Annotated in this window: 26 protein-coding genes, 1 pseudogene and 1 other annotated feature; of the genes and pseudogenes, 12 read left to right on the top strand and 15 right to left on the bottom strand. The window is 51.1% G+C overall.

Annotation, left to right across the window (positions count from 1 at the left end):
- Positions 1-109: 109 nt before the first annotated feature.
- The 7 genes and pseudogenes from fabI (at position 110) to osmB (ending at position 8148) form a co-directional block, all read left to right on the top strand.
- On the top strand, positions 110-898 hold the full coding sequence (gene fabI / locus SBG_RS08015; protein ID WP_000506508.1) for an enoyl-ACP reductase FabI: 789 nt from the start codon (positions 110-112) through the stop codon (positions 896-898).
- Between the two features lie 206 nt (positions 899-1104).
- Positions 1105-2073: pseudogene (locus SBG_RS08020) on the top strand (carboxymuconolactone decarboxylase family protein); the annotation flags it as partial.
- A 244-nt stretch (positions 2074-2317) separates the two neighbouring features.
- Positions 2318-4252: an exoribonuclease II gene (locus tag SBG_RS08025; RefSeq protein ID WP_000485035.1), complete on the top strand. Its 1935-nt coding sequence runs from the start codon at positions 2318-2320 to the stop codon at positions 4250-4252.
- 255 nt (positions 4253-4507) lie between these two features.
- Positions 4508-6493 carry a cyclic di-GMP phosphodiesterase gene (gene pdeR, locus SBG_RS08030; RefSeq protein ID WP_015702899.1) on the top strand — a complete coding sequence of 662 codons (1986 nt, stop codon included), beginning with the start codon at positions 4508-4510 and terminating at the stop codon, positions 6491-6493.
- Between the two features lie 157 nt (positions 6494-6650).
- Positions 6651-6833: a YciZ family protein gene (locus SBG_RS08035; protein WP_001279857.1), complete on the top strand. Its 183-nt coding sequence runs from the start codon at positions 6651-6653 to the stop codon at positions 6831-6833.
- An 87-nt stretch (positions 6834-6920) separates the two neighbouring features.
- Positions 6921-7673 carry a DNA-binding transcriptional regulator YciT gene (gene yciT, locus SBG_RS08040; protein ID WP_001088598.1) on the top strand — a complete coding sequence of 251 codons (753 nt, stop codon included), beginning with the start codon at positions 6921-6923 and terminating at the stop codon, positions 7671-7673.
- A gap of 256 nt (positions 7674-7929) precedes the next feature.
- Complete coding sequence (osmB, locus tag SBG_RS08045; protein ID WP_000481165.1) at positions 7930-8148, top strand: osmotically-inducible lipoprotein OsmB; 219 nt, start codon at positions 7930-7932, stop codon at positions 8146-8148.
- Between the two features lie 118 nt (positions 8149-8266).
- Here osmB and yciH read toward each other — a convergent pair whose 3' ends face one another.
- The 5 genes from yciH to pgpB form a co-directional block, all read right to left on the bottom strand.
- A complete protein-coding gene (gene yciH / locus SBG_RS08050) occupies positions 8267-8593 on the bottom strand; it encodes a stress response translation initiation inhibitor YciH (RefSeq protein WP_001285197.1) in 327 nt (108 codons plus the stop codon).
- On the bottom strand, positions 8590-9330 hold the full coding sequence (gene pyrF / locus SBG_RS08055) for an orotidine-5'-phosphate decarboxylase (protein WP_015702901.1): 741 nt from the start codon (positions 9328-9330) through the stop codon (positions 8590-8592). The genes yciH and pyrF overlap by 4 nt, the downstream gene beginning before the upstream one ends.
- 189 nt (positions 9331-9519) lie before the next feature.
- Positions 9520-10689, bottom strand: coding sequence for a lipopolysaccharide assembly protein LapB (gene lapB / locus SBG_RS08060; RefSeq protein ID WP_000891384.1), 1170 nt, complete (start codon positions 10687-10689; stop codon positions 9520-9522).
- A 6-nt stretch (positions 10690-10695) separates the two neighbouring features.
- Entirely contained in the window at positions 10696-11004 is a 309-nt protein-coding gene (locus SBG_RS08065) for a LapA family protein (protein WP_000876282.1), read from the bottom strand.
- 149 nt (positions 11005-11153) lie between these two features.
- A complete protein-coding gene (gene pgpB / locus SBG_RS08070; RefSeq protein WP_000948650.1) occupies positions 11154-11918 on the bottom strand; it encodes a phosphatidylglycerophosphatase B in 765 nt (254 codons plus the stop codon).
- A gap of 195 nt (positions 11919-12113) precedes the next feature.
- Between pgpB and ribA the strand changes: the two genes are divergently transcribed.
- Complete coding sequence (gene ribA, locus SBG_RS08075; protein ID WP_001176284.1) at positions 12114-12704, top strand: GTP cyclohydrolase II; 591 nt, start codon at positions 12114-12116, stop codon at positions 12702-12704.
- A gap of 66 nt (positions 12705-12770) precedes the next feature.
- Here the strand turns inward: ribA and acnA are convergent, their stop codons facing one another.
- The 6 genes from acnA to topA form a co-directional block, all read right to left on the bottom strand.
- Positions 12771-15446 carry an aconitate hydratase AcnA gene (acnA, locus tag SBG_RS08080; protein ID WP_000099485.1) on the bottom strand — a complete coding sequence of 892 codons (2676 nt, stop codon included), beginning with the start codon at positions 15444-15446 and terminating at the stop codon, positions 12771-12773.
- A 182-nt stretch (positions 15447-15628) separates the two neighbouring features.
- Positions 15629-15721, bottom strand: a complete 93-nt coding sequence (gene ymiC / locus SBG_RS23120) for a small membrane protein YmiC (RefSeq protein WP_231845623.1) — start codon at positions 15719-15721, stop codon at positions 15629-15631.
- A gap of 112 nt (positions 15722-15833) precedes the next feature.
- Positions 15834-16004: a hypothetical protein gene (locus tag SBG_RS22815; RefSeq protein WP_086935868.1), complete on the bottom strand. Its 171-nt coding sequence runs from the start codon at positions 16002-16004 to the stop codon at positions 15834-15836.
- On the bottom strand, positions 16004-16144 hold the full coding sequence (locus SBG_RS08085) for a YmiA family putative membrane protein (protein WP_213084008.1): 141 nt from the start codon (positions 16142-16144) through the stop codon (positions 16004-16006). The genes SBG_RS22815 and SBG_RS08085 overlap by 1 nt, the downstream gene beginning before the upstream one ends.
- A 279-nt stretch (positions 16145-16423) precedes the next feature.
- Positions 16424-17398: an HTH-type transcriptional regulator CysB gene (gene cysB / locus SBG_RS08090; RefSeq protein WP_000776236.1), complete on the bottom strand. Its 975-nt coding sequence runs from the start codon at positions 17396-17398 to the stop codon at positions 16424-16426.
- Positions 17399-17608: 210 nt separating this feature from the next.
- On the bottom strand, positions 17609-20206 hold the full coding sequence (topA, locus tag SBG_RS08095; protein WP_000513582.1) for a type I DNA topoisomerase: 2598 nt from the start codon (positions 20204-20206) through the stop codon (positions 17609-17611).
- A gap of 402 nt (positions 20207-20608) precedes the next feature.
- On the opposite strand from topA, the gene SBG_RS08100 reads away from it, so the two are divergent.
- Positions 20609-20860, top strand: a complete 252-nt coding sequence (locus tag SBG_RS08100) for a YciN family protein (RefSeq protein WP_000548615.1) — start codon at positions 20609-20611, stop codon at positions 20858-20860.
- 145 nt (positions 20861-21005) lie between these two features.
- On the opposite strand, the gene sohB is transcribed toward SBG_RS08100, so the two are convergent.
- Positions 21006-22052: a protease SohB gene (gene sohB / locus SBG_RS08105; protein WP_000422088.1), complete on the bottom strand. Its 1047-nt coding sequence runs from the start codon at positions 22050-22052 to the stop codon at positions 21006-21008.
- 236 nt (positions 22053-22288) lie between these two features.
- Between sohB and SBG_RS08110 the strand changes: the two genes are divergently transcribed.
- Together SBG_RS08110 and cobO are read left to right on the top strand one after the other, a co-directional pair.
- Complete coding sequence (locus SBG_RS08110; RefSeq protein WP_000559305.1) at positions 22289-23050, top strand: YciK family oxidoreductase; 762 nt, start codon at positions 22289-22291, stop codon at positions 23048-23050.
- The gene (gene cobO, locus SBG_RS08115) at positions 23047-23637 is read left to right on the top strand and encodes a cob(I)yrinic acid a,c-diamide adenosyltransferase (protein WP_001278871.1); all 591 of its coding nucleotides are present in this window, start codon (positions 23047-23049) and stop codon (positions 23635-23637) included. Before SBG_RS08110 ends, cobO begins: the two co-directional genes overlap by 4 nt.
- 73 nt (positions 23638-23710) lie before the next feature.
- Here the strand turns inward: cobO and rluB are convergent, their stop codons facing one another.
- The 3 genes from rluB to rnm form a co-directional block, all read right to left on the bottom strand.
- Entirely contained in the window at positions 23711-24586 is an 876-nt protein-coding gene (gene rluB, locus SBG_RS08120) for a 23S rRNA pseudouridine(2605) synthase RluB (RefSeq protein WP_001291227.1), read from the bottom strand.
- A 100-nt stretch (positions 24587-24686) separates the two neighbouring features.
- Positions 24687-25307: an L-threonylcarbamoyladenylate synthase gene (locus SBG_RS08125; protein WP_000077254.1), complete on the bottom strand. Its 621-nt coding sequence runs from the start codon at positions 25305-25307 to the stop codon at positions 24687-24689.
- A 7-nt stretch (positions 25308-25314) separates the two neighbouring features.
- Positions 25315-26196 carry an RNase RNM gene (gene rnm, locus SBG_RS08130; RefSeq protein WP_000500429.1) on the bottom strand — a complete coding sequence of 294 codons (882 nt, stop codon included), beginning with the start codon at positions 26194-26196 and terminating at the stop codon, positions 25315-25317.
- A gap of 121 nt (positions 26197-26317) precedes the next feature.
- Between rnm and trpL the strand changes: the two genes are divergently transcribed.
- Positions 26318-26362: a trp operon leader peptide gene (gene trpL / locus SBG_RS23455; protein ID WP_138993462.1), complete on the top strand. Its 45-nt coding sequence runs from the start codon at positions 26318-26320 to the stop codon at positions 26360-26362.
- Positions 26339-26434, top strand: a sequence feature (Trp leader region). It overlaps the preceding gene by 24 nt.

A 26434-nucleotide genomic window follows, 5' to 3' on the forward strand; every position in this document is an offset into this window, starting at 1 on the left:
GCCGGGAGTGGGATATAATTTCACGCTAATTGCGAATAATATTGAAGCGTTGCTTTTAATCGTTGATTTTAAAAGCAAAAAATAAGTAATGACTATAAGGATTAAAGCTATGGGTTTTCTTTCCGGTAAGCGCATTCTGGTCACTGGCGTGGCCAGCAAACTGTCCATCGCCTACGGTATCGCACAGGCGATGCACCGCGAAGGAGCTGAGCTGGCATTTACCTACCAGAACGACAAACTGAAAGGCCGCGTGGAAGAATTTGCTGCCCAACTGGGCTCCAGCATCGTTTTACAGTGTGACGTCGCTGAAGATTCCAGCATTGACGCCATGTTTGCTGAACTGGGTAACGTCTGGCCGAAATTCGACGGTTTTGTACACTCGATTGGTTTCGCGCCTGGCGACCAGTTGGACGGCGATTATGTTAATGCGGTGACCCGTGAAGGCTTTAAAATCGCTCATGATATTAGTTCTTACAGCTTTGTTGCTATGGCAAAAGCCTGCCGCACCATGCTGAATCCGGGCTCTGCGTTGTTGACATTGTCTTACCTGGGGGCGGAACGCGCCATCCCGAACTACAACGTTATGGGCCTGGCAAAAGCCTCTCTGGAAGCTAACGTGCGTTATATGGCGAATGCAATGGGACCGGAAGGCGTTCGCGTCAATGCCATTTCTGCGGGCCCCATCCGTACGCTGGCAGCATCCGGTATTAAAGATTTCCGTAAGATGCTGGCGCATTGTGAAGCGGTTACGCCAATTCGCCGTACCGTTACCATTGAAGATGTGGGTAATTCAGCAGCATTCCTTTGTTCCGATCTTTCTGCGGGGATTTCTGGCGAAGTCGTTCACGTTGACGGCGGGTTCAGCATTGCCGCAATGAATGAACTGGAACTGAAATAAGCATATAAACTTTCCTGGCGGGCGGCACGACTACTGTGCCGCCCCCTTTCTCTGCCTCATCTTCTCCTCGCCCCGCTTATATAGCGTTATGCTATTTGTTATCACGTAACAATCTTTCATCACTTTCCCGCATACGCCAGGATAATGCAGCATAAACGATACACGCCTGACGATTATCGATTGACATCTCACCTTCGGGAAAGCCTATGGAACAACGCCAACAAGCGGGAAAGAGCCACTGGTATCATGAAACACAATCCAGTCTGTCGTCACAAACCGTTTCTCCACTGATACCGGAAGCCGCGTCTGTTAACGACCGTTTTTTACTGGATTTAGCCGTATCTGAAATCGCATTGTCCCCTTTCCAGTCATGGTTACTTCCGGCACGCCAGCTGGCGGATATTTTATTTCCTCACGCGGTTATCAACGATCGGCTTCATACGTTTAGTGTCTATGAACGTATGAGTACAGCGCTGACCGCCGCGCAGGTTTTTGGGGTGCAGCGTCTATGCCGATACTATGCCGCCCGCCTGGCACCACTGCCTGGCCCTGATGCCTCAAGAGAGAGTAATCAACGACTGGCGCAAATTACGCAATATGCCCGTCAACTTGCCGGCTCCCCATTCGTTATTACTACGCAAGCCCGTGAACAACTTGAAGAGGTAGGATTAACTGCCAGGGATATCATTCTCATCAATCAGATTATTGGTTTTATCGGTTTTCAGGCGCGGATAGCGGCGATTTTCCAGGCTTTTTGCCGTCAGCCCGTGCGGCGGATGCCCGGTCAGGAGGCGCAGCCCCTTGCCGGAGCGGCGCTATTTCAAAATCCGCAGGCGGCGTGGCGGCCCGCCGCCAGCCTGTTTACGCCCCCTTCCCCGGATGCCGAAAACAGGCAACACTATTCACATCCGCAAATTCAAATGCTGGCGCCGGTACTCATACACGATCCCTCCTCGCTGGCGTTGCTCGAACGCATACTCACAGGCATATTACGCACGCTTTCTTCCCCCTCCCGGCTGTTGCTTATCACGCTGCTCACATCACGTATTAACGGTAGCGTCGCCTGTTTTAATGAACAGGCTCACCAGTCTGCAACATGGAGTGCCGCCTTACGCCAGGAAGCGAGTGAAGCGCAGCAACATTCAGTTGAGCCCGTGTTGACGCAGGCGATACAATGGCTCACCAGGGCGCCCGACCGTTTTAGCGCCGCACACGTTTCCCCGCTACTCGATATGGGAACCTCATCGGAGCAGGCTATTACGATGTTAGGCTGGTGCGGTATGTGCGGATGGTTAAATCGTTTAAAAATCGCGTTGGGCGAAACACATTAACCGCGTCATGACTGAAAGAGCGCTTGCCGCGCCAGGCAGAATCGCGTAAAACTGTCAGCCGCTCTTTTGGCTACGAAAATAGACGAATATGTTTCAGGACAACCCGCTGCTAGCGCAGCTTAAACAGCAACTGCATTCCCAGACGCCGCGCGCGGAAGGGGTCGTAAAAGCCACAGAAAAAGGCTTTGGCTTCCTGGAGGTTGATGCGCAAAAAAGCTATTTCATTCCTCCGCCGCAGATGAAAAAAGTGATGCATGGCGATCGTATCGTCGCGGTGATCCACACGGAAAAAGAACGTGAGTCAGCCGAACCGGAAGCACTGATCGAACCGTTTCTGACCCGTTTTGTGGGAAAAGTTCAGGGTAAAAATGATCGTCTGTCCATTGTGCCGGATCATCCGTTGCTGAAAGACGCGATTCCCTGCCGCGCCGCGCGCGGCGTTCAGCATGAATTCAAAGAAGGTGACTGGGCAGTTGCCGAAATGCGTCGTCATCCGCTTAAAGGCGACCGCTCATTCTACGCCGATTTAACGCAGTTCATCACCTTTGCCGACGATCATTTTGTGCCCTGGTGGGTTACGCTTGCACGGCATAATCTGGAAAAAGAAGCGCCAAACGGCGTAGCGACTGAGATACTTGACGAAGGGCTGGAGCGTCAGGATTTAACTGCGCTAAATTTCGTGACTATCGATAGCGCCAGCACCGAAGATATGGATGATGCGCTTTATGCCGAGGAGTTAGCGGATGGCAGGCTCCAGCTTACGGTAGCTATCGCCGATCCTACCGCATGGATTGCCGAGGGCAGTAAACTGGATAATGCTGCGAAAATTCGCGCTTTCACCAACTACTTGCCGGGCTTTAACATTCCTATGCTGCCGCGCGAGTTATCTGACGATTTGTGCTCACTGCGCGCCAATGAATCGCGTCCGGCGCTCGCCTGCCGCATGATCATCGCCGCGGACGGCTCCATCGACGATGACATCACCTTTTTTGCAGCGACGATCGAATCGAAAGCCAAACTGGCATATGACAATGTCTCTGACTGGCTGGAAAATAGTGGAACCTGGCAGCCGGATAATGAAGGCATTGCCCAGCAAATCCGTCTGTTGTACCGGATTTGCCTGAGCCGCGGTGAGTGGCGCCATCATCATGCGCTGGTATTCAAAGACCGTCCGGATTACCGCTTTGTGTTGGGTGAAAAAGGCGAAGTCCTGGATATTGTGGCGGAACCGCGACGTATCGCCAACCGTATCGTAGAAGAGTCAATGATCGCGGCCAACCTTTGTGCTGCGCGCGTGCTGCGCGATAAGCTCGGTTTCGGTATTTATAACGTGCATACTGGCTTTGATCCTGCCAATGCCGACGCTCTGGCAGCACTGTTGAAGACCCACGGTTTGCATGTCGATGCCGAAGAAGTACTGACGCTGGAAGGTTTCTGTAAGCTGCGTCGCGAACTGGATGCACAACCTTCCGGTTTCCTGGATAGCCGTATTCGCCGCTTCCAGTCTTTTGCGGAAATCAGTACCGAGCCAGGGCCGCATTTCGGCCTCGGCCTCGAAGCTTACGCTACCTGGACCTCTCCTATCCGTAAGTATGGCGATATGATTAACCATCGTCTGCTGAAAGCAGTCATCAAGGGTGAGACTATTGCTCGTCCACAGGAAGACATTACCGTACAGATGACGGAACGCCGCCGCCTGAACCGTATGGCGGAGCGTGATGTCGGCGACTGGTTATATGCGCGTTTCCTTAACGATAAAGCAGGTACGGACACGCGTTTTGCAGCAGAAATTATTGATGTCAGCCGTGGCGGTATGCGCGTGCGACTGGTCGATAATGGTGCTATCGCTTTTATCCCTGCCCCATTCTTACATGCCGTTCGCGATGAGCTGGTATGTAGCCAGGAAAACGGTACGGTACAGATTAAAGGCGAAACGGTTTATAAAGTGACAGATGTTATTGATGTCACCATTGCGGAAGTCCGCATGGAAACACGCAGTATTATTGCCCGACCAGTAGCGTAACAACACCTGACGACCCCAATGGCCTTTGCCTTTTCAGCGAAGGCCTTTTTTCCTCTCCCTTCCATTACGATCTGCGTTTAATCTTATACAGACGCTCCATGTGTTGTTATTTTTCGCTGGCGACTATGCTTTTTCCAGAATCTGGATTACATATGAATATGTAAATAAAACAATACGTTCAGCCATCATTAACCTTGTAAATAACGTGGCTAACCTTTCTTAGCAGGCAACAGGCGCTTCAATGGGATGGTATTCATGATGAAAGATGTTCAGGAACAAACGGCGCTAAATCCCCTTCATACCTACTGGCGTCTGTCAGCTGAATGCAATGTATTGCATCTGTCCCTGACTGGAGAAAAGAACGCAGAACAAACCATTCATTTATCCCCGGAACAAGCCGAACGCATCCGGGAAATGACGGCGATGACCTCCAGCCTGCTGCTGACCTTGCCGCCAGAAAAACAGGCTATCTCACTGCATCTGGTAGGCCGCAGAATTAACAAACGAGAATGGGCCGGCAGCCTCTCAGCCTGGGCTGATACGCCCGCAGTCCCACTAACGCAGGTACAAGAACTCTCTTTTGCCGAACAAATTGTTTCAGAGGCCAGTTCGCTCATTGTGATACTGAATAACCGGGGAAAAATTTGCCGGTTTAATCGGTTATGTGAGGAGTATACCGGCTTAAAAGAGCAGGATGTGATCGGCCAAAGTGTCTTTACATTATTTATGAGTCGACGAGAAGCTGCCGCCTCACGGCGTTACCACAATGATTTTTTTCACAATGGCAACGCCTATGAAATCGAGCGCTGGATTAAAACCCGCAAAGGCCAACGCTTGTTTTTATTTCGCAATAAATTCGTTCATAGCGGTAGTGGGAAAAATGAAATTTTCTTGATCTGTGCAGGTACGGATATCACCGAAGAGAGACGAACTCAGGAACGGTTACGTATATTGGCCAATACGGATACCGTCACCGGCCTTCCCAATCGCAATGCCATCCATGAATTTATTAATAATGCTATTGCCTCGGCGGGTGAATCACAAGTCGGTATCGTTTATCTTGACCTGGATAACTTCAAAAAAATCAATGATGCGTATGGCCATATGTTTGGCGATCAGCTCTTACAAGCCGTTTCGCTGGCGCTTCTAAGCTGTCTGGAAGAGGATCAACTGCTGGCCAGACTGGGCGGCGATGAATTTATTGTACTCGCCACGCAAACGTCTCAGGGTTCGCTGGAAGCAGTTGCTTCACGAATTCTTACCCGCCTGCGGCAACCATTTCGTATAGGGCTTATTGAAGTTTATACGGGGTGCACCATTGGCATCTCGCTGGCCCCCCAGCATGGACAGGATAGCGATAGCATTATTCGTAATGCCGATACCGCGATGTACAACGCGAAAGAAGGCGGTCGCGGCCAATTCTGCGTTTTTTCACCAGAAATGAATCAGCGTGTATTTGACTACCACTGGCTGGACACGCACCTGCGCGAAGCGCTGGAAAATGACCATTTACTGATCCATTACCAGCCGAAAATTACCTGGCGTGGTGAAGTGCGAAGTCTGGAGGCGCTGGTACGCTGGCAATCGCCGGAGCGCGGACTCATCCCGCCTCGGGAGTTTATCTCATACGCCGAAGAGTCAGGATTAATCGTTCCACTGGGCCGTTGGGTAATACTGGATGTTGTCCGCCAGATCGCGAAATGGCGCAATAAAGGAATTAATCTACGGGTAGCCGTTAACTTTTCGGCAAGACAACTTGCTGACCAGACGCTTTTTACCGACCTCAAACAGGTTTTGCACGATCTGAATTTTGAGTATTGCCCGATCGATGTCGAGTTAACGGAAAGCTGCCTGATTGAAAACGACGCGCTGGCGCTGACGGTTATACAGCAATTCAGCCAGCTCGGCGCCCAGATTCATTTGGATGATTTCGGCACCGGCTATTCTTCGCTTTCCCAACTTGCCCGCTTCCCTATTGATGCCGTTAAACTTGATCAAGCCTTCGTCAGAGATATTCATAAACAGTCGCTATCGCAATCGCTGGTTCGTGCGATTGTCGCGGTAGCACAGGCGCTAAATTTACAAGTGATCGCTGAAGGGGTAGAGAATGCTAAAGAAGATGCTTTCCTGACGAAAAATGGCATCAATGAACGACAGGGTTTTTTGTTTGCTAAACCCATGCCTGCCGCTTCTTTCGAACGCTGGTACAAACGTTATCAGACAAAAAAAATGCGTCAATGAAGACGCTGACACAGAGAGTAGCCCATGCGGACCAGCGGCGAGCAGAGCGATGCTCTTATTTGCGTCCGAACTGACATAACCTTATTTTTCCCCTTCTCTTTTCAGAGTAATTTCTGCATCATGAATTTAAACCTTTTCTGACATAAGGATGACAAACATGTCTGATATCGAGGCACAACGTATTGCCGAACGCATTGATACCGTGCTGGATATCCTTGTTGCTGGCGATTACCACTCCGCCATCGCTAACCTTGAAATATTGAAATCCGAGCTGCTAGATCAGGTTAAAGACGCTGTCCAGCCGTCACCCAAAAAACCTGGAACACTCTGGGAAATCTAAGCGCGAGTATTTGCTCCGGGATAGACGTTAGCCTTTTCCGGTTCGCTGAATGTCTGTTTACTTCTTTTAACGTATAAAATTAATACTATGAACTCCCGACAACAATCAATTTTGCAAATGGTGGTTGATAAAGGCCAGATGAGCGTCGTTGAACTGGCGAAAATTACTGGCGTATCTGAAGTGACAATCCGCCAGGATTTGAATACCCTGGAAAAGCAGAGCTATTTACGCCGTGCCCACGGTTTCGCCGTTTCGCTTGAGAGCGATGACGTAGAGACCCGTATGATGACCAACTACACGTTAAAACGTCAACTGGCGGAATTCGCCGCCTCGCTGGTCAGCCCCGGAGAATCCGTTTTTATTGAAAATGGCAGCAGTAATGCGCTACTGGCCCGCACGCTGGCAGAACAAAAAAATGTCACGATCATCACTGTGAGCAGCTATATTGCGCATCTACTGAAAGAAACCCCATGTGAAGTGATTCTTCTCGGTGGGATATACCAGAAAAAAAGTGAAAGCATGGTGGGACCGCTGACGCGTCAGTTTATTCAGCAGGTACATTTCAGCAAAGCATTTATCGGTATTGATGGCTGGCAGGCCGATACCGGCTTTACCGGACGCGATATGATGCGTTCCGATGTGGTAAACGCGGTACTGGAAAAAGGTTCAGAAGCCATTGTCCTTACCGACAGCTCTAAATTTGGTTGTGTTCATCCCTACCCGCTGGGTCCACTTTCTCGTTTCCACCGCGTCATTACGGACTCCAGAATCTCCGCCAGCGACCAAATGCAGCTGGAACATGCCGGACTGGTCGTCAATATCATTAACTCACCAGGCTAACTATTTCTGATGATTTGCCTTATGGCAAATCATCTTCTCTCTGAGAGTTTTCCGAAGTCTTAATTAAGACTATTTACCTGTTTTAACTAGCGTAACGACGTAAAATTATTATTAGCGAAATAACAGGAAGTGACTATCACCTGCGTGATATACCCCTGCGCAATCAGGTTTTACGGAAAGCACCTTAACAGGTTTATTTTTAACTATAGTTAAAGGGAGCTTAATTCCGTGAATCGTTAATTCAGGAGAAAGTATTATGTTTATGACGAGCAAAAAAATGGCCGCTGCTGTGCTGGCAATCACCGTAGCAATGTCACTGAGCGCCTGCTCTAACTGGTCTAAGCGCGATCGCAACACGGCTATTGGCGCTGGTGCAGGGGCATTAGGCGGCGCAGTGTTAACTGACGGTAGCGCGTTGGGTACTCTGGGCGGTGCAGCGGTCGGCGGCGTTATCGGTCACCAGGTCGGGAAATAATCCAGACGCTTACAGATCGAACAGCTCAAATAATACGATTATTCATTTCAGGTCTGCATTACAAAAATAGACAAAATTGACTTTCACGCCACGGTAATTTACAACCGTGGCGTTTTCATTAGCCGCCAGCTAATTTTACTTTCATTCCTTTAGCCTCCAGCAGCGATTTTATCAAGTCACGTTTATCGCCCTGAATTTCAATAATGCCTTCTTTTACTGATCCACCGCAACCGCACTTTTTTTTCAGCTCAGCCGCCAGTGTAGTTAATTCCGCATCATTCATATCAAGCCCGGTAATCAAACAAACGCCTTTGCCTTTACGGCCACTGGTTTGACGTTGAATACGAACAATGCCGTCCCCTTTTGGACGAACCGGCGCCGTTTTAGGTTCTTCAATACGCCCGGTCTCGGTTGAATAAACCAGACGGCTATTCGAATCGCTCATTCTGCCTCCCGTTGCAGCGACGCGTTGATATTCTTCAGCGTTTGCGCCGGATTCTGCGATTGCGTAACCGGACGACCAATTACCATATAATCAACGCCCGCGGATAATGCCTGCTCAGGCGTCATGATGCGTCGCTGGTCGCCTGCCTCGCTACCTGCAGGCCGGATCCCGGGCGTTACCAGCTTAAATGCCGTGCCAAAAACCTGTTTAAATCTCACTGCCTCCCGGGCAGAACAGACCACGCCATCCAGCCCGCATTGCTGCGTCAAACGCGCCAGCCGCTCCGCATGCTCTGCCGGTGACAACGTCACGCCCAGATCGCGCAGATCGCTGGTTTCCATACTGGTCAACACGGTCACTGCAATGAGCAGTGGCGCCTCTTTACCAAATGGTGCCAGTGCTTCGCGTGCGGCGGTCATCATTCTTGCCCCGCCAGACGCATGAACATTTACCATCCAGACCCCCAGGTCTGCCGCTGCAGCGACCGCTCTGGCTGTTGTGTTGGGAATATCATGGAATTTTAGATCAAGAAAGACATCAAACCCACGTTGCTGAAGATCCAGGACAAACTGCGGACCAAACAACGTGAACATCTCTTTGCCCACCTTTAAGCGACAATCGCAAGGATCGATTTTGTCGATAAACGCCAGGGCTTTATCGCGTTCATGATAATCCAACGCCACAACGACAGGCGAATCAGTAATAGCGTGGGAAGAAGATGAAGCAGTAAACGTCATGACCAGACCTTCTTGATGATGGGCACCGGAAGTGGCGCAGATTGGGTAAACGGCGTGCATTCTACCTGCGAGGCAGGAAAATTAACAGTTTCGATTAGCACCTGCTAAGCCCAGGTCGCTGGCGCTCACGTTGTTTCGGCTATTTCTTCACTAAGTATGTTGTAACTAAATACAGTCTTTTTTTCAATATTATTGCCCGTCCAGTCCGCGAATAGGTTTAATCGTCGACCATGCCCGGCAGGAAGGACAGTGCCAGTACAGCGTGTAGGCGGTAAAACCGCATTTCTGACAACGATACCGCGGCTTACTGCGCACCTGCTCGCCAACCATGTCGCGCAGGACCATCAGACTCTCTTTCGCTCGCCCTTCTTCCGCTTCATTGAGATGGTAATCCATTAACTTATGGAAGACCCGCATGGTGGGATGCCGCTGTAACTGACGAGTAATATAGATTTGGGCGGCGTCACTACCTTCGCGCGCTTCCAGAATATCGGCCAACATTAACTCAGCGCCGGCACCAGTATTCTCCTCAACGGCGCGGCGTAAAAATTCCGCCCACTCGGCATTTTTACCGAGCTGTTGATAGCAGGTTTGCAACATCTCCAGCGTTTCGCTGACCAACTCTTTATCCTGGACGATAACACGCTGCAGGCTTTCGACCGCTTTGGCGTAATCCCCTTTTGCCATATAGACGCGTCCCATCATGATCGATACCCGGGCGCTATTTTTATCTGCAGCGGCGCCTTTTTTCAGTAACGTCATCGCGCGATCCATATCGTCGTTTCCCATCTGCTGTAAAGCGAGTTCACAGTAGAAATGGGCGATTTCGATACGTTGCTTATCTTTTCCCAACTTCACCAATCGTTCTGCCACTTCAATCGCTTTTTGCCAGTCGCTGGTAAGCTGATAGATTTGCAAAAGTTGTTGCAATGCACCTACGCGAAACTCCGTTTCGTCGGTAAGCTGGTTAAACATATCTTCTGCGCGATCATATAAACCGGCGGCCATATAGTCGCGTCCCAGTTGCTGAACGGCCAGCAACCGCTGTTCGTAGGTCAACGAGGCGCTTTCCATCAACGTTTGATGAATACGAATGGCGCGATCGACTTCTCCGCGAGAGCGGAACAAATTGCCGAGGGTAAGATGAGCCTCAACGGTGCCAGTATCCTCTTTGAGCATATCAAGGAACAGATCCACCGCTTTATCTTGTTGGTTACTCAGCAGGAAATTAACCCCTGCGACATAATCGCGCGACAGGCGGTTAGCTTCATCCTGTTTTGTTTGTTGCGCACTTCTGCGACCCATATACCACCCATAGGCAGCGGCTACAGGCAACAGCAGAAATAACAACTCCAACATATATAATTATTCCTTTACAACCGACGAATCGGTAGTGACCGCAACGTCGGTTACTGGCGAGAGCTTGTTTTCCAGTCGTTTAATTTTACGTTCGGCGCGGGCAAGGGAAACGCGGACCCGAAGCCAGAACAGCCCGCAAATCAGCCAGCCAATCGCAAAACCGGCGGCGAACAGCACAGCAAGTAACGTGGAGATACGATACTCCCCTTGCGCCAGCAGGTAGTTAAACGTCACCTGTTGATCATTTTGCGCGCCCAGTGTCACTGAAATAACAAAAATCGCCAATACCAGTAAGAAAATGAGTAGATATTTCACATTACTTCCCGTTATGTGGTTTGCGCGAATAAATCGTGTCCAACTTACCGCATCCAGCCTTCTAAATTACCATTTTCACGCCTCGCGCGAAATGAAAAAGCGCCCGCCATCAGATGATTTAAGGGCAACTGGCAGAAAATCAACCATTGTCAGCCTTCCTGCTCCCGCTCAGCAATTTCTTGCGTTTCCTCACGAGGCGGCGTAAGCGGACCGCAAATTCGCTGCGCCAGCCAGGTCGCCAGGGTGACTAATAGCCAGGAGATAAGCGTCGCGACAACTAAATCTCGCGGCCAGTGCATTCCCAGAAGCAAGCGGCTCCCCATTACGCCAGTCGCCCAGACTAACAAAAACGCGATAGTGAAAGTACGTCTGCGCGGCCATAACAGCCCCACGGCCAAAAGCGCCCAGCTTGCTGCAAACATGGTGTGTCCGGAGGGAAATGCAAAGCCCGTCTCTTTTTGCCAGTGCTGGCGCAGAAAAACGGGAATATCCTGTTGCCCGGACAGTTGCTCTTTCACTAAATGCCCGCGTTCTGTACGCTTTAAAGTGTAGAACTCATCGACGGGAATATGGTGCGTTTTTTCAAGCCAGACGACAAATGGCCGCGGCTCCTGTACCCGTTCTTTTACCCATGACTTCACGCCTTGCCCAACGATAATTGCCCCGCCGAGAATCGCAAAAAGCATCATGGCGGCGCGCAAACGAAATCGCAGACACCATAAGAACCATCCACAAAGGATCACATGCGTGATAACGCCCCAGGGTCGGGTTACGGTTTCTGTTATCCAGAATAACGTTTTCAGCCACCAGACCTGATATCCGGGTTGCCACTGCCAGCCTGATATCCATACGGCGAGTGGCATGATTAGCAACAGAGCGGCGCCTGCCGCGGTGCGCCTGGCAATTGAAAGCATGGATTCTCCTTTTATGAGTAAGTACCACAATCATAACTGAAAATTCTCGCCGGGCTGGAAAATTGACAAATTTGTGCCATTCCTGAGCAATTACGTAGTAGTGATTAGGTGATGTCCGCCGCCTTATGGCAAAATAGCGTGATACAGGCCAACAGGCGATGACACCGCAGGCGTCAGCATAATCTGGAGAAATACATGCAGCTTAAACGTGTGGCAGAAGCCAAACTGCCAACCCCATTGGGTGACTTTCTGATGGTGGGATTTGAAGAATTGGCAACCGGACACGACCATGCCGCGCTGGTTTTTGGCGACATTTCAGGTAAAACGCCGGTACTGGCTCGCGTTCATTCCGAATGTCTTACCGGAGACGCGCTTTTTAGTCTGCGCTGTGATTGCGGTTTTCAACTGGAAGCCGCGCTGACGCATATTGCGGAGGAAGGACGCGGTATCCTGATTTATCACCGCCAGGAAGGCCGCAATATCGGTCTGCTTAATAAAATTCGCGCCTATGCATTACAGGATCAAGGCTATGACACTGTGGAAGCCAATCATCAGCTCGGTTTTGCCGCGGATGAACGTGATTTCACCTTGTGCGCGGATATGTTCAAGTTACTTGGCGTAGATGAAGTCCGCCTGCTGACCAATAACCCGAAAAAAGTCGAAATTCTGACCGAAGCGGGAATTAATATTGTCGAACGCGTTCCACTTATTGTTGGCCGTAATCCTAATAATGAGCATTATCTGGATACTAAAGCCGCCAAAATGGGCCACTTACTCAGCAAGTAAACGTCCGTTCATTAGCGCGGGCCTGCCGATAACCAGCTGGCCCGCTAACCAATACGCCATCGATTCTTAGTTCAGCATATTTCTTATGACATAGTGCAATATGCCGTCATTTCGGTAATAAGTCAGCTCGGTTGCGGTATCAATACGGCAGTGGCACACCACTGTTTCTTTACTGCCGTCCGGTCTCGTCAACGTCACCGGGATAGTCGCGCCAGGGCTCAGATTTTGCAAATCTGCAATATCAATGACCTCTTCTCCAGTCAGTCCCAACGTTTTACGCGTTACGCCCTGAGGGAATTCCAGCGGCAGAATCCCCATTCCGATCAGGTTTGAGCGATGGATACGTTCGAACGACTCGGCGATCACGACGCGGATACCTAACAGCCTCGGCCCTTTTGCCGCCCAGTCACGGCTCGATCCCGACCCATACTCTTTCCCTGCAATCACTGCCAGCGGCGTTTTTTCTTGCTGGTAAAGCATTGCGGCATCATAAATCGACATCGCTTCCGTGCCCGGCAAATGTCGCGTCATTCCACCTTCGACGCCAGGCAGCATTTCGTTGCGGATACGGATATTGGCAAACGTACCGCGCATCATCACTTCATGGTTGCCGCGCCGTGAACCATAGGAGTTAAAATCCTTCCGCTCAACGCCATGGTTTTGCAGATAACGCCCGGCGGGACTGTCCGGCTTAATACTACCAGCCGGAGAAATATGGTCGGTCGTCACCGAATCCCCCAGCATCGCCAGGATACGCGCACCATGGATATCTTTAACGGGCGCAGGCTGGGCCTGCATCTCATCAAAGAAAGGCGACAGGCGAATATAGGTTGAATCCGACTGCCAGCCGTAGGTATCGGACGACTCAACCTGAATGGATTTCCACTCCTCCGTGCCCTCAAACACTTCCGCATACTCTTTGCGGAACATATCCGAAGATACCAGTTCAACGGCGCGGGCAATTTCCTGCGCTGAAGGCCAGATATCCTTCAGGTATACCGGTTCGCCTTTACGATCGTACCCCAACGGGTCTGTCGCGAGGTTAATATTCATGTTTCCGGCCAGCGCATACGCGACAACCAGCGGCGGCGACGCCAGCCAGTTCGTTTTCACCAGCGGATGGATACGGCCTTCAAAATTCCGGTTGCCGGAAAGCACGGCCCCGACTGTCAGATCGCCTTTTTTAATCGCGGTCTCAATAGGCTCGGGCAGCGGACCGGAGTTACCGATACAGGTTGTACAGCCATAGCCGACAAGATTAAAACCAAGTTCGTCCAGATAAGGCGTAAGTTTGGCCTGCGCCAGGTAGTCAGAAACCACTTTTGAACCCGGCGCCAGGGAAGCCTTAACCCATGGCTGACGCTTCAACCCCAGCGTTACCGCCTTTTTAGCCAGCAAGCCCGCCGCCATCAGCACGCTGGGATTCGAGGTATTGGTACAGGAGGTGATCGCGGCAATCACCACGGCGCCATCGGGGAGCTGATAGGGCTGCCCGTTCATCGTATAGTCCACTGGCTGGCGATCTTTCTGCGCAATATTCAACTCCAGCTCAGCGCTGGCGGCAAAAGCTTTTGGTACATCGCCCAACGCCACGCGGTCCTGTGGGCGTTTCGGACCGGCCAGACTGGCTTCAACGTCGCCCATATCCAGTTCCAGCGTACTGGTAAACACCGGTTCGTCACCGGGATTGCGCCACATCCCCTGGGCTTTTGCATAAGTTTCGACCAGCTCGACCAAATCGTCACTGCGTCCGCTTAAACGCATATATTCCAGAGTAATGGCGTCGATGGGGAAGAATCCACAGGTTGCGCCATATTCCGGCGACATATTGGCAATAGTCGCGCGGTCCGCCAGCGGCAGAGAATCCAGACCATCGCCATAAAATTCAACAAATTTACCCACGACGCCATGCTTACGCAGCATTTGCGTGACGGTCAGCACCAGGTCAGTGGCGGTGATCCCCTCCCGGAGTTTACCGGTTAATTTAAAGCCAACGACATCCGGAATAAGCATCGATACGGGCTGACCGAGCATCGCCGCCTCCGCCTCGATACCGCCCACGCCCCATCCCAATACGCCAAGGCCATTAATCATGGTCGTATGCGAATCAGTACCTACCAAAGAGTCCGGGTAGGCAACCCATTCTCCATCCTGCAATTCACTCCAGACAGCTTTGCCCAGGTATTCCAGGTTAACCTGATGGCAAATACCGGTTCCGGGCGGCACAACGCTAAAACGACTGAAGGCTTGCTGCCCCCATTTCAGGAACATGTAACGCTCATGGTTACGCTCCATTTCCAGCCGCACGTTTTCTTCAAACGCATCGTCATCGCCAAAGTGATCGACTGTGACGGAATGGTCAATAACCAAATCGACCGGCGACAAGGGGTTCACTTTCGCCGTATCGCCGCCGAGACGTTTAACGGCTTCACGCATCGCCGCCAAATCGACAACGGCAGGCACGCCGGTAAAGTCCTGCATCAGAACACGGGCGGGCCGCCAGGCGATTTCCCGATCAGCATGGGCATTTTCAAGCCAGCCGGCCAGCGCCTGAATATCTTCATGCGTCACGGACTCGCCATCCTGCCAGCGCAACAGGTTTTCCAGTAACACTTTAAGTGATTTGGGCAAACGGGTGATATCGCCCAGGGATTTGGCAGCCAGTGGCAGACTGTAGTAATGATACGTTTTATCTTTGGCCTGCAATGTATCCTTACTGGCTTCTCGTAGGGTTGACGACATAGCTCCTCCTTAAATGACAGGGTTGCGTTACCCTGATTCTCCACAGGGTTGTATTAAAGATAACACAAACAAAATGTAACGTTTTGATAACAACCCAAATTGCTAAAAGAGGAGAAACCTGACAAACGAGGACATGGTTCGAAAAAGCCCGATAAATGACGCTTTATCGGGCCAGGATAAGGTTAGACAGTAATCCAGATAACTTCGGCCCAAAACAGCAGCGACAATACAAACGCTCCGGTCCATGACCAATATTTTATATTTGACGTTAACATAGGCGACACCAACTGTGTTTAATCCATACTGAGGGGCGCTCAGTACACGGTTGCTGCGGTGTAATAAGAACGCGTTAATAAGAAAAATGTAACGCGAATAAAAAGACGAATATTATTTTTGTGATTCGTCGTCAGCGAGGGCATCAATAAACGCCCGTTGCGACGGCGTAAGCTTCCAGTTTTGCGGAACGGTCCGGAATACCTTCGTATCAGAGTCTTTCTCAACATCGCGAGGTTGAGTCCGGGCCGTCACGACGTGTTCTTGCTCTGACATAATAATCACTAACGCCACCAGTGCCAGATAACAAGCGCAACCATTACCCAGAACAGCGCAGAACCCACAAAAACCGCCAGCCAGGCTTTACGTTTAAGTTCAGGGTCGCGGCGCGGTTCCTGGTTTTCAGAAGGCATTACTAACCTCATGCTATCGGTATCACTTATCATTTCAGCACCAAACAATCGGTACAATTAATCATCAGATGAGACAAATCCTAAATAAACTTTAGTCAAAAATCCAGTCAATTTACGAATCGTTTCCAGTGAATAAATCAATCTTTTGACTCAATATCACTATTTGGAAAAAGAAATTTGCGGGACGGGTAATTCAACACTATTTTGCTGATAGTTACCCGCACTCATTTGGAGGGCATTGAAGACAGCGTCTTTTCATCTGACGTACAAATACAACACAAACCCGTCATATTACTTTTCAGGAAGCTTTATATCCTGAAACATCGCCTCAATCTCTTCATTAGAACGTAACGCCACTGCCGTATCCACCACATCACGTGTCAAATGTGGCGCAAAACGCTGTATAAAGTCATACATATAGCTGCGTAAAAAGGTGCTACGGCGAAAACCAATTTTCGTGGTGCTGTGGCTAAAAATATCGTGCGCGTCAACCCGCACCAGATCGGGATCGGACACCGGATCGACCGCCATGCTGGCAATAACCCCAACGCCCAGCCCCAACCTGACATACGTTTTAATCACGTCAGCATCGGTCGCGGTAAAAACAATCTTTGGCGTTAATCCTGCGCGGTTAAAAGCGGTATCCAGTTCAGAACGGCCGGTAAAGCCGAAGGTATAGGTTACCAGCGGATACTGCGCCAACTCTTCAATGGTGACGGAAGGTTTTGCCGCCAACGGATGCTCAGGCGTTACCACTATCGAACGGTTCCAGTGATAGCATGGCAACATCACCAGATCGTCATACAAATGCAACGCTTCCGTGGCTATCGCAAAATCGGCATTCCCTTTCGAGACCGCTTCCGCGATCTGGGTTGGCGACCCCTGGTGCATATGCAGCGAAACGCGCGGATAACGCTCAATAAAGCCTTTGATCACACCCGGCAAGGCGTAGCGCGCCTGAGTATGGGTAGTCGCAATATAGAGCGACCCTTTGTCCGGCCAGGTATGTTCACCCGCCACCGACTTAATGGCGTCTACTTTGGAAAGGACTTCACGCGCAATGCGGATAATCTCCTGGCCTGCGGGCGTCACCTGGGTCAGATGTTTACCGCTACGAGCGAAAATCTGGATGCCTAGCTCATCTTCCAGCATCCGAACCTGCTTACTAATCCCTGGTTGGGAAGTATACAGCCCCTCAGCGGTAGAGGAGACGTTAAGGTTATGATTAACCACTTCAACAATGTAGCGAAGCTGCTGCAATTTCATAAATACATCACCCAGATTAGCGCCAGTAGGTCATCGTTTATTGGCATACTCCGCAGAGCGGCTAATACGATTTAATAATAAAAAAGATGTTAACTATAACCACTATATCATTTATATCTGAACTGTATAGCAGGCGCGATAAAATAATAAGGCTGCTATAAAAAAGGCCGCTTACGCGGCCTTTTTTACGAATGTAGCGACAGATAGTGGTTATTTTTTGCCTTCAACCCACTTACCGTCAACGAAGAACGCTGACCATCCCGTCGCTTTCCCCTCTTTTTCCGCCGCGACATACTGTTGCTTAGTTTTACGGCTGAAGCGAATAACCGTTTTATTCCCTTCCGGATCCTGTTGCGGTGCATCCGCCAGGTAACGTAATTTCTCCGGCAGGCGATCGCGGAACCGGTAGAGCTCCTCAACTAACGGCGCACGCGTTTCGCGAGATTTCGGAAAGGTGTTGGCTGCCAGGAATATTCCGGCGGCGCCGTCGCGCAACACAAAGTATGCGTCCGATTTTTCACACGGCAGTTCCGGCAGTGGAACGGGATCTTCTTTCGGCGGCGCAACTTCGCCGTTACGCAGGATCTTACGGGTATTCTTACACTCGTCGTTAGTACAGGCCATGTACTTACCAAAACGCCCCATTTTCAGATGCATTTCGGAACCACATTTCTCACACTCAACGATCGGGCCATCATACCCTTTGATGCGGAACTCGCCTTCTTCAATCTCGTAGCCGTCACAGGTTGGGTTATTACCGCAGACATGCAACTTACGCTTTGGATCAATCAGATAGCTATCCATCGCCGTACCACACTTCTGACAACGACGCTTCGCACGTAGCGCGTTGGTTTCAGCGTCGTCGCCCTCCAGTACGTTCAGGACTTCATTTTCCGGCACCAGGTTAATCGTGGTTTTACAACGCTCTTTTGGCGAAAGCGCATAACCTGAACAACCGAGAAAAACCCCCGTACTGGCGGTACGAATCCCCATTTTACGGCCACAGGTAGGGCAGTCGATACTGGTCAACACCATCTGGTTAGGGCGCATCCCTCCTTCTTCCGGATCTTTCTCGGCTTTATCAAGCTGCTGAGTAAAATCGCTGAAGAAGTTATCCAGTACCGCTTTCCACTCGGCCTGATGATTCGCAACCTGATCCAGGCTATCTTCCATCTGCGCGGTAAAATCGTAGTTCATCAATTCGCGGAAATTTTCTTCCAGCCGATCGGTAACGATTTCACCCATTTTTTCCGCATAGAAGCGACGATTCTCAACGCGAACATAGCCGCGATCCTGAATGGTAGAAATGATCGACGCATAGGTAGACGGACGGCCAATACCACGCTTTTCAAGTTCTTTAACCAACGACGCTTCGCTAAAACGGGCTGGCGGTTTGGTAAAGTGCTGCGCGGGCGTCAGTTCAAGTAGCGTCAGCGCATCGCCTTTATTCACAGCCGGCAAGGTGCGATCTTCATCGCTCTTACGCAGCGCTGGCATCACTTTTGTCCAGCCGTCAAAACGCAGAATACGGCCACGCGCTTTCAGGCGGAACTCGCCCGCCCCAACGGTAAGCGTCGTGGAGTCGTATTGGGCAGATGTCATCTGGCAGGCAACAAACTGCCGCCAAATCAGCTGATACAGCTTCTGCGCATCAGCCTCCATGTCTTTCAGCGATTCCGCCATAACAGACACATCAGAAGGACGGATCGCTTCGTGCGCCTCCTGTGAATTCTCTTTACTGGCGTACTGATTCGGATTATCAGGCAGGTATTTCTTGCCGAAATTATCGCTGATGTAGCCACGCACCATGTTAACCGCATCCTGACTCAGATTTGTGGAGTCAGTACGCATGTAGGTGATGTAACCCGCTTCATACAAGCGCTGCGCCATCATCATGGTTTTCTTCACGCCAAAACCCAACCGGGTGCTGGCCGCCTGTTGTAGCGTGGAGGTGATAAACGGTGCCCCCGGTTTGCTGCTGGTCGGTTTATCTTCACGCTCCAGTACGCTATAGCGCGCTTTTTCCAGCAGACTAATGGCGGCAAGCGTCTGCTCGCGGCTCACTGGTCGGAACGGCTTGTCGTTCTGATGTGTCACTTGCAGAGGTAACGCATCGCCAGAAGGCGTAGTCGTATTGGCGTCGATTTCCCAGAACTCTTCCGGAACAAACGCTTTAATTTCACGTTCGCGCTCGACGACCAGACGGACCGCGACAGACTGTACGCGACCTGCCGACAGGCCACGGGCGATCTTTTTCCACAGCAACGGCGAGACCATATAGCCCACCACGCGATCCATAAACCGACGAGCCTGCTGCGCATTGACGCGATCAATATTTAACTCGCCGGGCTTGTCAAACGCCTGGCGAATCGCATTTTTAGTAATTTCATTAAAGACTACGCGGCTGTAGCGCGCGTCATCGCCGCCAATCACTTCCCGCAGATGCCATGCAATGGCTTCCCCTTCGCGGTCAAGGTCGGTTGCGAGATAGATATGGTCGGCTTTTTCCGCCAACTGTTTCAGTTCAGAGACGACCTTCTCTTTACCGGGGAGCACTTCATAGTGCGCATCCCAGTTGTGCCACGGGTCAACCCCCATACGGTTGACGAGAGCGCCACGTTCATCCTTTTTGGGCTTTTTAGCCGTTTTGGTGGAGGTAGAGTCGGCGCTCTTTTTAGCTGCTGAGCCACTGGTCGGCAAATCACGGATATGACCGACGCTGGATTTCACCACGTAGTCATTACCCAGATACTTGTTGATCGTTTTGGCTTTTGCCGGGGACTCAACGATGACAAGAGCTTTACCCATATTCACCTTTACCTAAGTTGATTCTTCCAGGAATGCGTCGCACGTTGATTCACCTTCCACTGGCGACGAGACATCGATATATGGTCTCTGCGTCTGCGGATATCAACCCCTTATACTGGCTTTGTGTACGAAATGTAATACTCAGGTGACTGAGTTAACAGGAATTTTTGCACACAAGCGCTATAGCACGACGGAATTTTGGTCGAATGTCAAGCAATTCTGTTGCCAGATTGACGAAAGCGTCACACTGTACCTGATAAAATTCGATACGCAACTTTATTAGCATGCAAAAACAAATCTTGCCAGTGAATGCAACATGACAAATCCACCAATTTTCTGCGAGAATATTTGCCCATCAGAAGTGCTCAGCGTAGACTAATCTCCTTGTTTAAGGAGTAAAAAATGCATAAAGAGACGCAACCTATCGATCGCGAAACCCTGTTGCTTGAAGCCAACAAAATTATTCGGGAACACGAAGACACGATGGCAGGTATTGTCGCCACCGGCGTGACGCAGCGAAATGGCGTGCTGGTTTTCAGTGGCGATTACTTTTTAGACGAACAAGGGTTGCCGACACCGAAAAGTACCGCAGTGTTTAATATGTTTAAGCACCTGGCGCATGTACTCTCTGAGAAGTATCACCTGATTGATTAACTCGTACCAGATGGCGTGGCTTTATCCGGCGCAGAATGTCTGATGGCGCTACGCTTATCAGGTCTGCGAACCAGGTATTTTCCTGGCGGGATAGGCTTTCCAGGCCGGATAAGATACTTCAGTATCGCCATCCGGCAATGGCAGTTTACATTAACGGCTTTTGTCCTCGCTGCCACCAGCGTAGCAACAGACGATCCGCGCTTTCCGCCGCACTGCCGGTAACACGATCGATCAGTTTCTTGCGCTGCATGTAGCGCACATTCAGCACTTCTCGCCCTTCCATCAGACCGAGAATCACGTCATCACTGGTATTGATCTCATCGACAAGTCCTTTTTCCAGCGCCTGCTGACCGTACCAGTGTTCACCCGTGGCCACCTGTTCAATATCCAGAGTCGGACGCATCCGCTGAACAAAATCTTTGAACAGATGGTGCGTTTCGTTAAGATCTTCACGGAATTTCTGCCGTCCCTCTTCTGTATTCTCGCCTAACAACGTCAGAGTACGTTTATACTGTCCTGCGGTATGCAGCTCAATATCAATGTCTTTGCTTTTGAGAAAACGGTTAAAGTTCGGAATTTGCGCGACAACACCGATCGACCCCACGATAGCGAACGGCGCCGCAATAATTTTCTCCGCCACGCAGGCCATCATGTAACCTCCGCTTGCCGCGACTTTATCCACCGTTACGGTCAGAGGAATATTTTTATCGCGCAGACGTTGCAGTTGCGATGCCGCCAGGCCATAGCCGTGAACCACACCACCAGGGCTTTCCAGACGTACCACAGCCCGATCGCCCGGTTTCGCCACCGCCAGTACCGCGGTGACTTCTTCGCGCAGAGCATTGACTTCGTGAGCGTCCATACTGCCTTTAAAGTCTATCACCCAGACGCGCGGTTTATCCGGTGTCGCGATGTCCCCCTGCTTTGCTTTTGCTTTAGCGGCTTTCGCCTCCTGCTTATGCTTTTTTTTCTGCGCCTTATGCCACATTTTTTGCTGATGACTCTCCAGCAGCGCCGCAGCAAGATCATCTTTCATCTCCTGATACTGCTCGCTCAAATTGATCACACGCAACTCACCGCGCTGACGTTTGCGTTGCGCCGCATTCACCATCAGCAGCACAATGACCGCAATTGCCACCACAACGGTGACGATTTTTGCCAAAAATAACCCATATTCAGACAACAATTCCACGAGTCCCACCTTGATTAAATAACGCGACTTGCGCTCAGTGTACAACAGGCATCGAACTCCGTCTCTCTTCATCCATATGCCTGTTAAAGAAGAAAAGTATGACAAGGCGTTCATTTTACGGCCTTATCGACCCTGGCTGATTGAAATAAGAGACACTTTCAGGCATAAACCCAAAAAGTTAACGCGAAGATAAAATAAACTGGCAGGACGGTTCACCACACCGTTGAGGAGTAGCCATGCATTACCAACCGAAACAAGATTTACTGCAAAACCGCATTATCTTAGTCACTGGTGCCAGCGACGGTATCGGGCGGGAAGCCGCGCTCACCTATGCTCGTTATGGCGCAACGGTGATTCTCCTGGGACGCAACGAAGAGAAATTACGCCGCGTAGCGCAACACATTGCTGATGAGCAACATGTTTTACCACAATGGTTTACGCTCGATCTGCTGACCTGCACCGCCGAGGAGTGCCGGCAACTGGCTGACCACATCGCCGTACATACCCCACGTCTGGATGGCGTCCTGCACAATGCCGGGTTACTGGGTGAAATCTGCCCTATGAGCGAACAAGATCCGCAGATATGGCAGGATGTCATGCAGGTCAATGTTAACGCCACCTTTATGCTCACTCAGGCGCTATTGCCGCTACTACTGAAATCCGATGCTGGCTCACTGGTCTTTACATCGTCAAGCGTTGGCCGTCAGGGGCGCGCTAACTGGGGCGCCTATGCCACCTCGAAATTTGCCACAGAAGGCATGATGCAGGTACTGGCGGACGAATATCAGAACCGTTCTCTGCGCGTTAACTGCATTAACCCAGGCGGCACGCGCACCAGTATGCGTGCCAGCGCTTTCCCCACGGAAGATCCGCAAAAATTAAAAACCCCTGCCGATATTATGCCGCTCTACCTGTGGCTCATGGGTGACGACAGTCGCCGTAAGACCGGTATGACGTTTGACGCCCAACCGGGCCGTAAACCAGGAATCGCCCAATGAGTGATGAACGTTATCAGCAACGCCAGCAGAAGGTAAAAGAGCGGGTTGACGCCCGTGTGGCCCAGGCACAGGACGAGCGCGGTATTATTATTGTGTTTACCGGGAATGGTAAGGGCAAAACCACGGCGGCATTCGGTACCGCGGCCCGCGCTGTAGGACACGGTAAAAACGTGGGCGTGGTGCAATTTATTAAGGGTACCTGGCCCAACGGCGAGCGTAATCTGCTGGAACCGCACGGCGTCGAATTTCAGGTAATGGCAACAGGCTTTACCTGGGAGACGCAAAATCGCGAGGCAGACACCGCAGCATGTATGGCCGTTTGGCAGCATGGGAAACGGATGCTGGCCGATCCGCAACGTGATATGGTCATTCTGGATGAACTAACCTATATGGTGGCGTATGACTATTTGCCACTGGCAGAGGTCATGAACGCACTAAACGCGCGCCCTTCTCACCAGACAGTCATTATTACGGGTCGCGGCTGTCACCGGGATATTCTTGAACTCGCGGATACCGTCAGCGAACTGCGTCCGGTTAAACACGCTTTCGACGCTGGCGTGAAGGCCCAGATAGGGATTGATTATTAACTGTAGGCCTGATAAGGCGTTTGTGCTGAATAGCGACACAAACGCCAATGCCTGATGGCGTGCCTGAAAAGAATTAACCGTTGTTATTACGCCCACTGGCGCGGCGTCCGCCAGCCATCTGGCTGTGACGTTTTACCGCCCGACGAATCTGGTTCGCTTTCATGCGACGCCGGTCTTTTTCGACGGCAACCTTTGACGACGTTTCCGGTGGCAACGCCACCAGATCACGCAGATAATTGGTCTGTGCGAGATCGAGTTCTGTCCAGCCGCCGCGCGGTAGCCCTTTAGGCAACGGGATATCGCCGTAGCGCACGCGGATCAGGCGGCTGACCTGAACGCCTACCGCTTCCCACAGTCGACGAACTTCGCGATTGCGCCCTTCCGTCAGCGTAACGTTATACCACTGGTTAATGCCTTCGCCGCCGCTGAATTTGATGGTCTTAAATGCCGCCGGACCATCTTCCAGTTGTACGCCACGGCTTAAATCACGCAGTTTCGCGTCATCCACCTGACCGAACACTCGGACAGCATATTCACGCTCAACTTCACTGCCAGGATGCATCAGGCGATTCGCCAGTTCACCGTCGGTGGTAAACAGTAATAGCCCGCAGGTGTTAACATCCAGACGACCTACCGCAATCCACCGCGCGCCACGCAGTTTCGGTAAGCGGTCAAACACGGTTGGGCGTCCTTCCGGATCATTACGGGTACACAGTTCACCTTCCGGTTTGTAATAGGCCAGAACGCGGCAAATTTGTTCCGCCGACTCTTTCACCGAGATCAGATGACCATCAATACGGATTTTCAAGCCGGGAGTGACTTCAACGCGATCGCCCAACGTGGCGATTTTACCGTCAACGCTGACACGTCCCGCCTCGATAATAGATTCGATTTCACGGCGAGAGCCGTGGCCGGCGCGCGCCAGCACTTTTTGTAACTTTTCGCTCATAGAGCTTCCTTCAGGTGTCGCCTTCACAGGCGTCGAACAGGAGAATGAACGGCGCGTTGCCGCGCCATTTTAAGGCCGCGTAGTATACCGACTTACGCTCTTACAGGAAAGGTGTAACATCGCCGACGCCTTCACGCAACACGACCGGAGCATCATCGGTTAAATCAATCACCGTTGTAGGCTGCTGGCCAAGGTATCCGCCATGGATAATCAGATCTACCTGTTTCTCCAGCCGATCTTTAATCTCCTCCGGATCCGACTCGGTAAAATCGCTGCCGGGCAACATCAATGACGTAGAGAGCATCGGTTCGCCCAGCGTATCCAGCAGCGCCAATGCAATGGCGTTTGACGGCACACGCAGACCGATGGTTTTACGTTTTTCCTGCAACAGACGGCGCGGCACTTCTTTCGTTCCCTTCAGAATAAAAGTGTAGTTACCCGGCGTATTGTTCTTAATCAGGCGAAACGCCACATTATCCACGAATGAATAGGTCGACAGTTCAGACAGATCGCGACACATCAACGTAAAATTGTGTCCGTCAGGCAACTGGCGAATACGGCAAATGCGCTCCATTGCGCCTTTATCTTCAATTTTACACCCAAGGGCATAGCCGGAATCGGTTGGATAGACAATAACCCCGCCTTTACGCACAATTTCGACGGCCTGATTAATCAGCCGTTGCTGTGGGTTGTCAGGATGGATATAAAAAAACTGGCTCATACTTCCCTCACTGTGATATTTGCGGCTGTTCCCATGTCTGCCATACGCCCTCAACACCTGCGGGCAGCCAGAGCTTACGTCCCAGTTCAATCCACGGACAGGGCTGATGAAAATCAGATCCAAGCGATGCCCATAAATGATGCTGGCGCGCAAGTGTCGCCAGTTGGGTACGTTCATTGGGCGATTGCTGGCACTGCGCCACTTCCATCGCGTCGCCGTGATGGTTGGCAAAATGCGCAACTAATCTTTTCAGCCACTTAGCGCTAAGATCGTAACGCCCCGGATGGGCTAATACGGCCTTACCGCCAGAATGATGAATGACATCAATAGCTTGTTCTATTGTACACCACTGCGGCGGAACGTAACCGGTTTTCCCACGTGCGAGATACTTTTTAAATACCTCCGCCATCGTCGCCGCTTTGCCACACTCCACCAGAAAACGGGCAAAATGACCGCGCGTCACCGCGCCGCCATTCGCCATCTTCAATGCCCCTTCCCAGGCGCCAGGAATATGGGCTTTTTCCAGACGTTCGGCAATGAGCCGCCCGCGTGTCTGACGCCGTTGTGTCTGCTGCGCCAGAAAATCGCACATCGCCGGATGCGCAGTATCAATATTCAGACCCACAATGTGGATCTCATGATTTTCCCAGACCGTTGAAATCTCCACACCGGGAACAAGATTCAGAGCCAGTCCGGCGCGTGAAATTTCTTCTCTTGCCGCAGGAATCGCGGCAGTGGTGTCATGATCGGTAATCGCCAGCGTGCCGACTCGCATCTCTACCGCACGGTGTACTAATGTTTCTGGCGTCAACAGTCCATCGGACGCCGTGGTATGACTGTGCAGATCGTAAATCACTGCGTAATTCGTGTCGCTCAAGGCGGCTCCCATAGAGATAAAGGTATGTCGTATACATCATAACGGTTCCGGCAAATATACTGAAATAGGTATTGACATTACCCCACCGAACCAGTTAACTAGTACGAAAGTTCACTTGCAAAGGGTATCTAAAATGACAACAACATTTGTACTGCACGGCTGGTGGCGCACTTCCTGATGTCGGGCGGTGTATAACAGCTGTAATAAGCCAAAAAGATACCCGGCCCGCCTGTCAAGCGGGCTTTTTTTT

The sequence above is a fragment of the Salmonella bongori NCTC 12419 genome (assembly GCF_000252995.1).
GTDB lineage: Bacteria > Pseudomonadota > Gammaproteobacteria > Enterobacterales > Enterobacteriaceae > Salmonella > Salmonella bongori.

Coding starts and splice junctions, on each gene's coding strand:
- pdeR (WP_015702899.1), top strand. CDS start 4,508: ATGATGAAAGATGTTCAGGAACAAACGGCGCTAAATCCCCTTCATACC.
- fabI (WP_000506508.1), top strand. CDS start 110: ATGGGTTTTCTTTCCGGTAAGCGCATTCTGGTCACTGGCGTGGCCAGC.
- SBG_RS08125 (WP_000077254.1), bottom strand. CDS start 25,307: ATGAGCCAGTTTTTTTATATCCATCCTGACAACCCACAGCAACGGCTG.
- SBG_RS08085 (WP_213084008.1), bottom strand. CDS start 16,144: ATGAGGTTAGTAATGCCTTCTGAAAACCAGGAACCGCGCCGCGACCCT.
- osmB (WP_000481165.1), top strand. CDS start 7,930: ATGTTTATGACGAGCAAAAAAATGGCCGCTGCTGTGCTGGCAATCACC.
- SBG_RS08100 (WP_000548615.1), top strand. CDS start 20,609: ATGCATAAAGAGACGCAACCTATCGATCGCGAAACCCTGTTGCTTGAA.
- pyrF (WP_015702901.1), bottom strand. CDS start 9,330: ATGACGTTTACTGCTTCATCTTCTTCCCACGCTATTACTGATTCGCCT.
- ymiC (WP_231845623.1), bottom strand. CDS start 15,721: ATGTTAACGTCAAATATAAAATATTGGTCATGGACCGGAGCGTTTGTA.
- SBG_RS08035 (WP_001279857.1), top strand. CDS start 6,651: ATGTCTGATATCGAGGCACAACGTATTGCCGAACGCATTGATACCGTG.
- lapB (WP_000891384.1), bottom strand. CDS start 10,689: ATGTTGGAGTTGTTATTTCTGCTGTTGCCTGTAGCCGCTGCCTATGGG.
- SBG_RS08025 (WP_000485035.1), top strand. CDS start 2,318: ATGTTTCAGGACAACCCGCTGCTAGCGCAGCTTAAACAGCAACTGCAT.
- SBG_RS08110 (WP_000559305.1), top strand. CDS start 22,289: ATGCATTACCAACCGAAACAAGATTTACTGCAAAACCGCATTATCTTA.
- rluB (WP_001291227.1), bottom strand. CDS start 24,586: ATGAGCGAAAAGTTACAAAAAGTGCTGGCGCGCGCCGGCCACGGCTCT.
- yciH (WP_001285197.1), bottom strand. CDS start 8,593: ATGAGCGATTCGAATAGCCGTCTGGTTTATTCAACCGAGACCGGGCGT.
- topA (WP_000513582.1), bottom strand. CDS start 20,206: ATGGGTAAAGCTCTTGTCATCGTTGAGTCCCCGGCAAAAGCCAAAACG.
- cysB (WP_000776236.1), bottom strand. CDS start 17,398: ATGAAATTGCAGCAGCTTCGCTACATTGTTGAAGTGGTTAATCATAAC.
- yciT (WP_001088598.1), top strand. CDS start 6,921: ATGAACTCCCGACAACAATCAATTTTGCAAATGGTGGTTGATAAAGGC.
- ribA (WP_001176284.1), top strand. CDS start 12,114: ATGCAGCTTAAACGTGTGGCAGAAGCCAAACTGCCAACCCCATTGGGT.
- cobO (WP_001278871.1), top strand. CDS start 23,047: ATGAGTGATGAACGTTATCAGCAACGCCAGCAGAAGGTAAAAGAGCGG.
- pgpB (WP_000948650.1), bottom strand. CDS start 11,918: ATGCTTTCAATTGCCAGGCGCACCGCGGCAGGCGCCGCTCTGTTGCTA.
- acnA (WP_000099485.1), bottom strand. CDS start 15,446: ATGTCGTCAACCCTACGAGAAGCCAGTAAGGATACATTGCAGGCCAAA.
- rnm (WP_000500429.1), bottom strand. CDS start 26,196: ATGGGAGCCGCCTTGAGCGACACGAATTACGCAGTGATTTACGATCTG.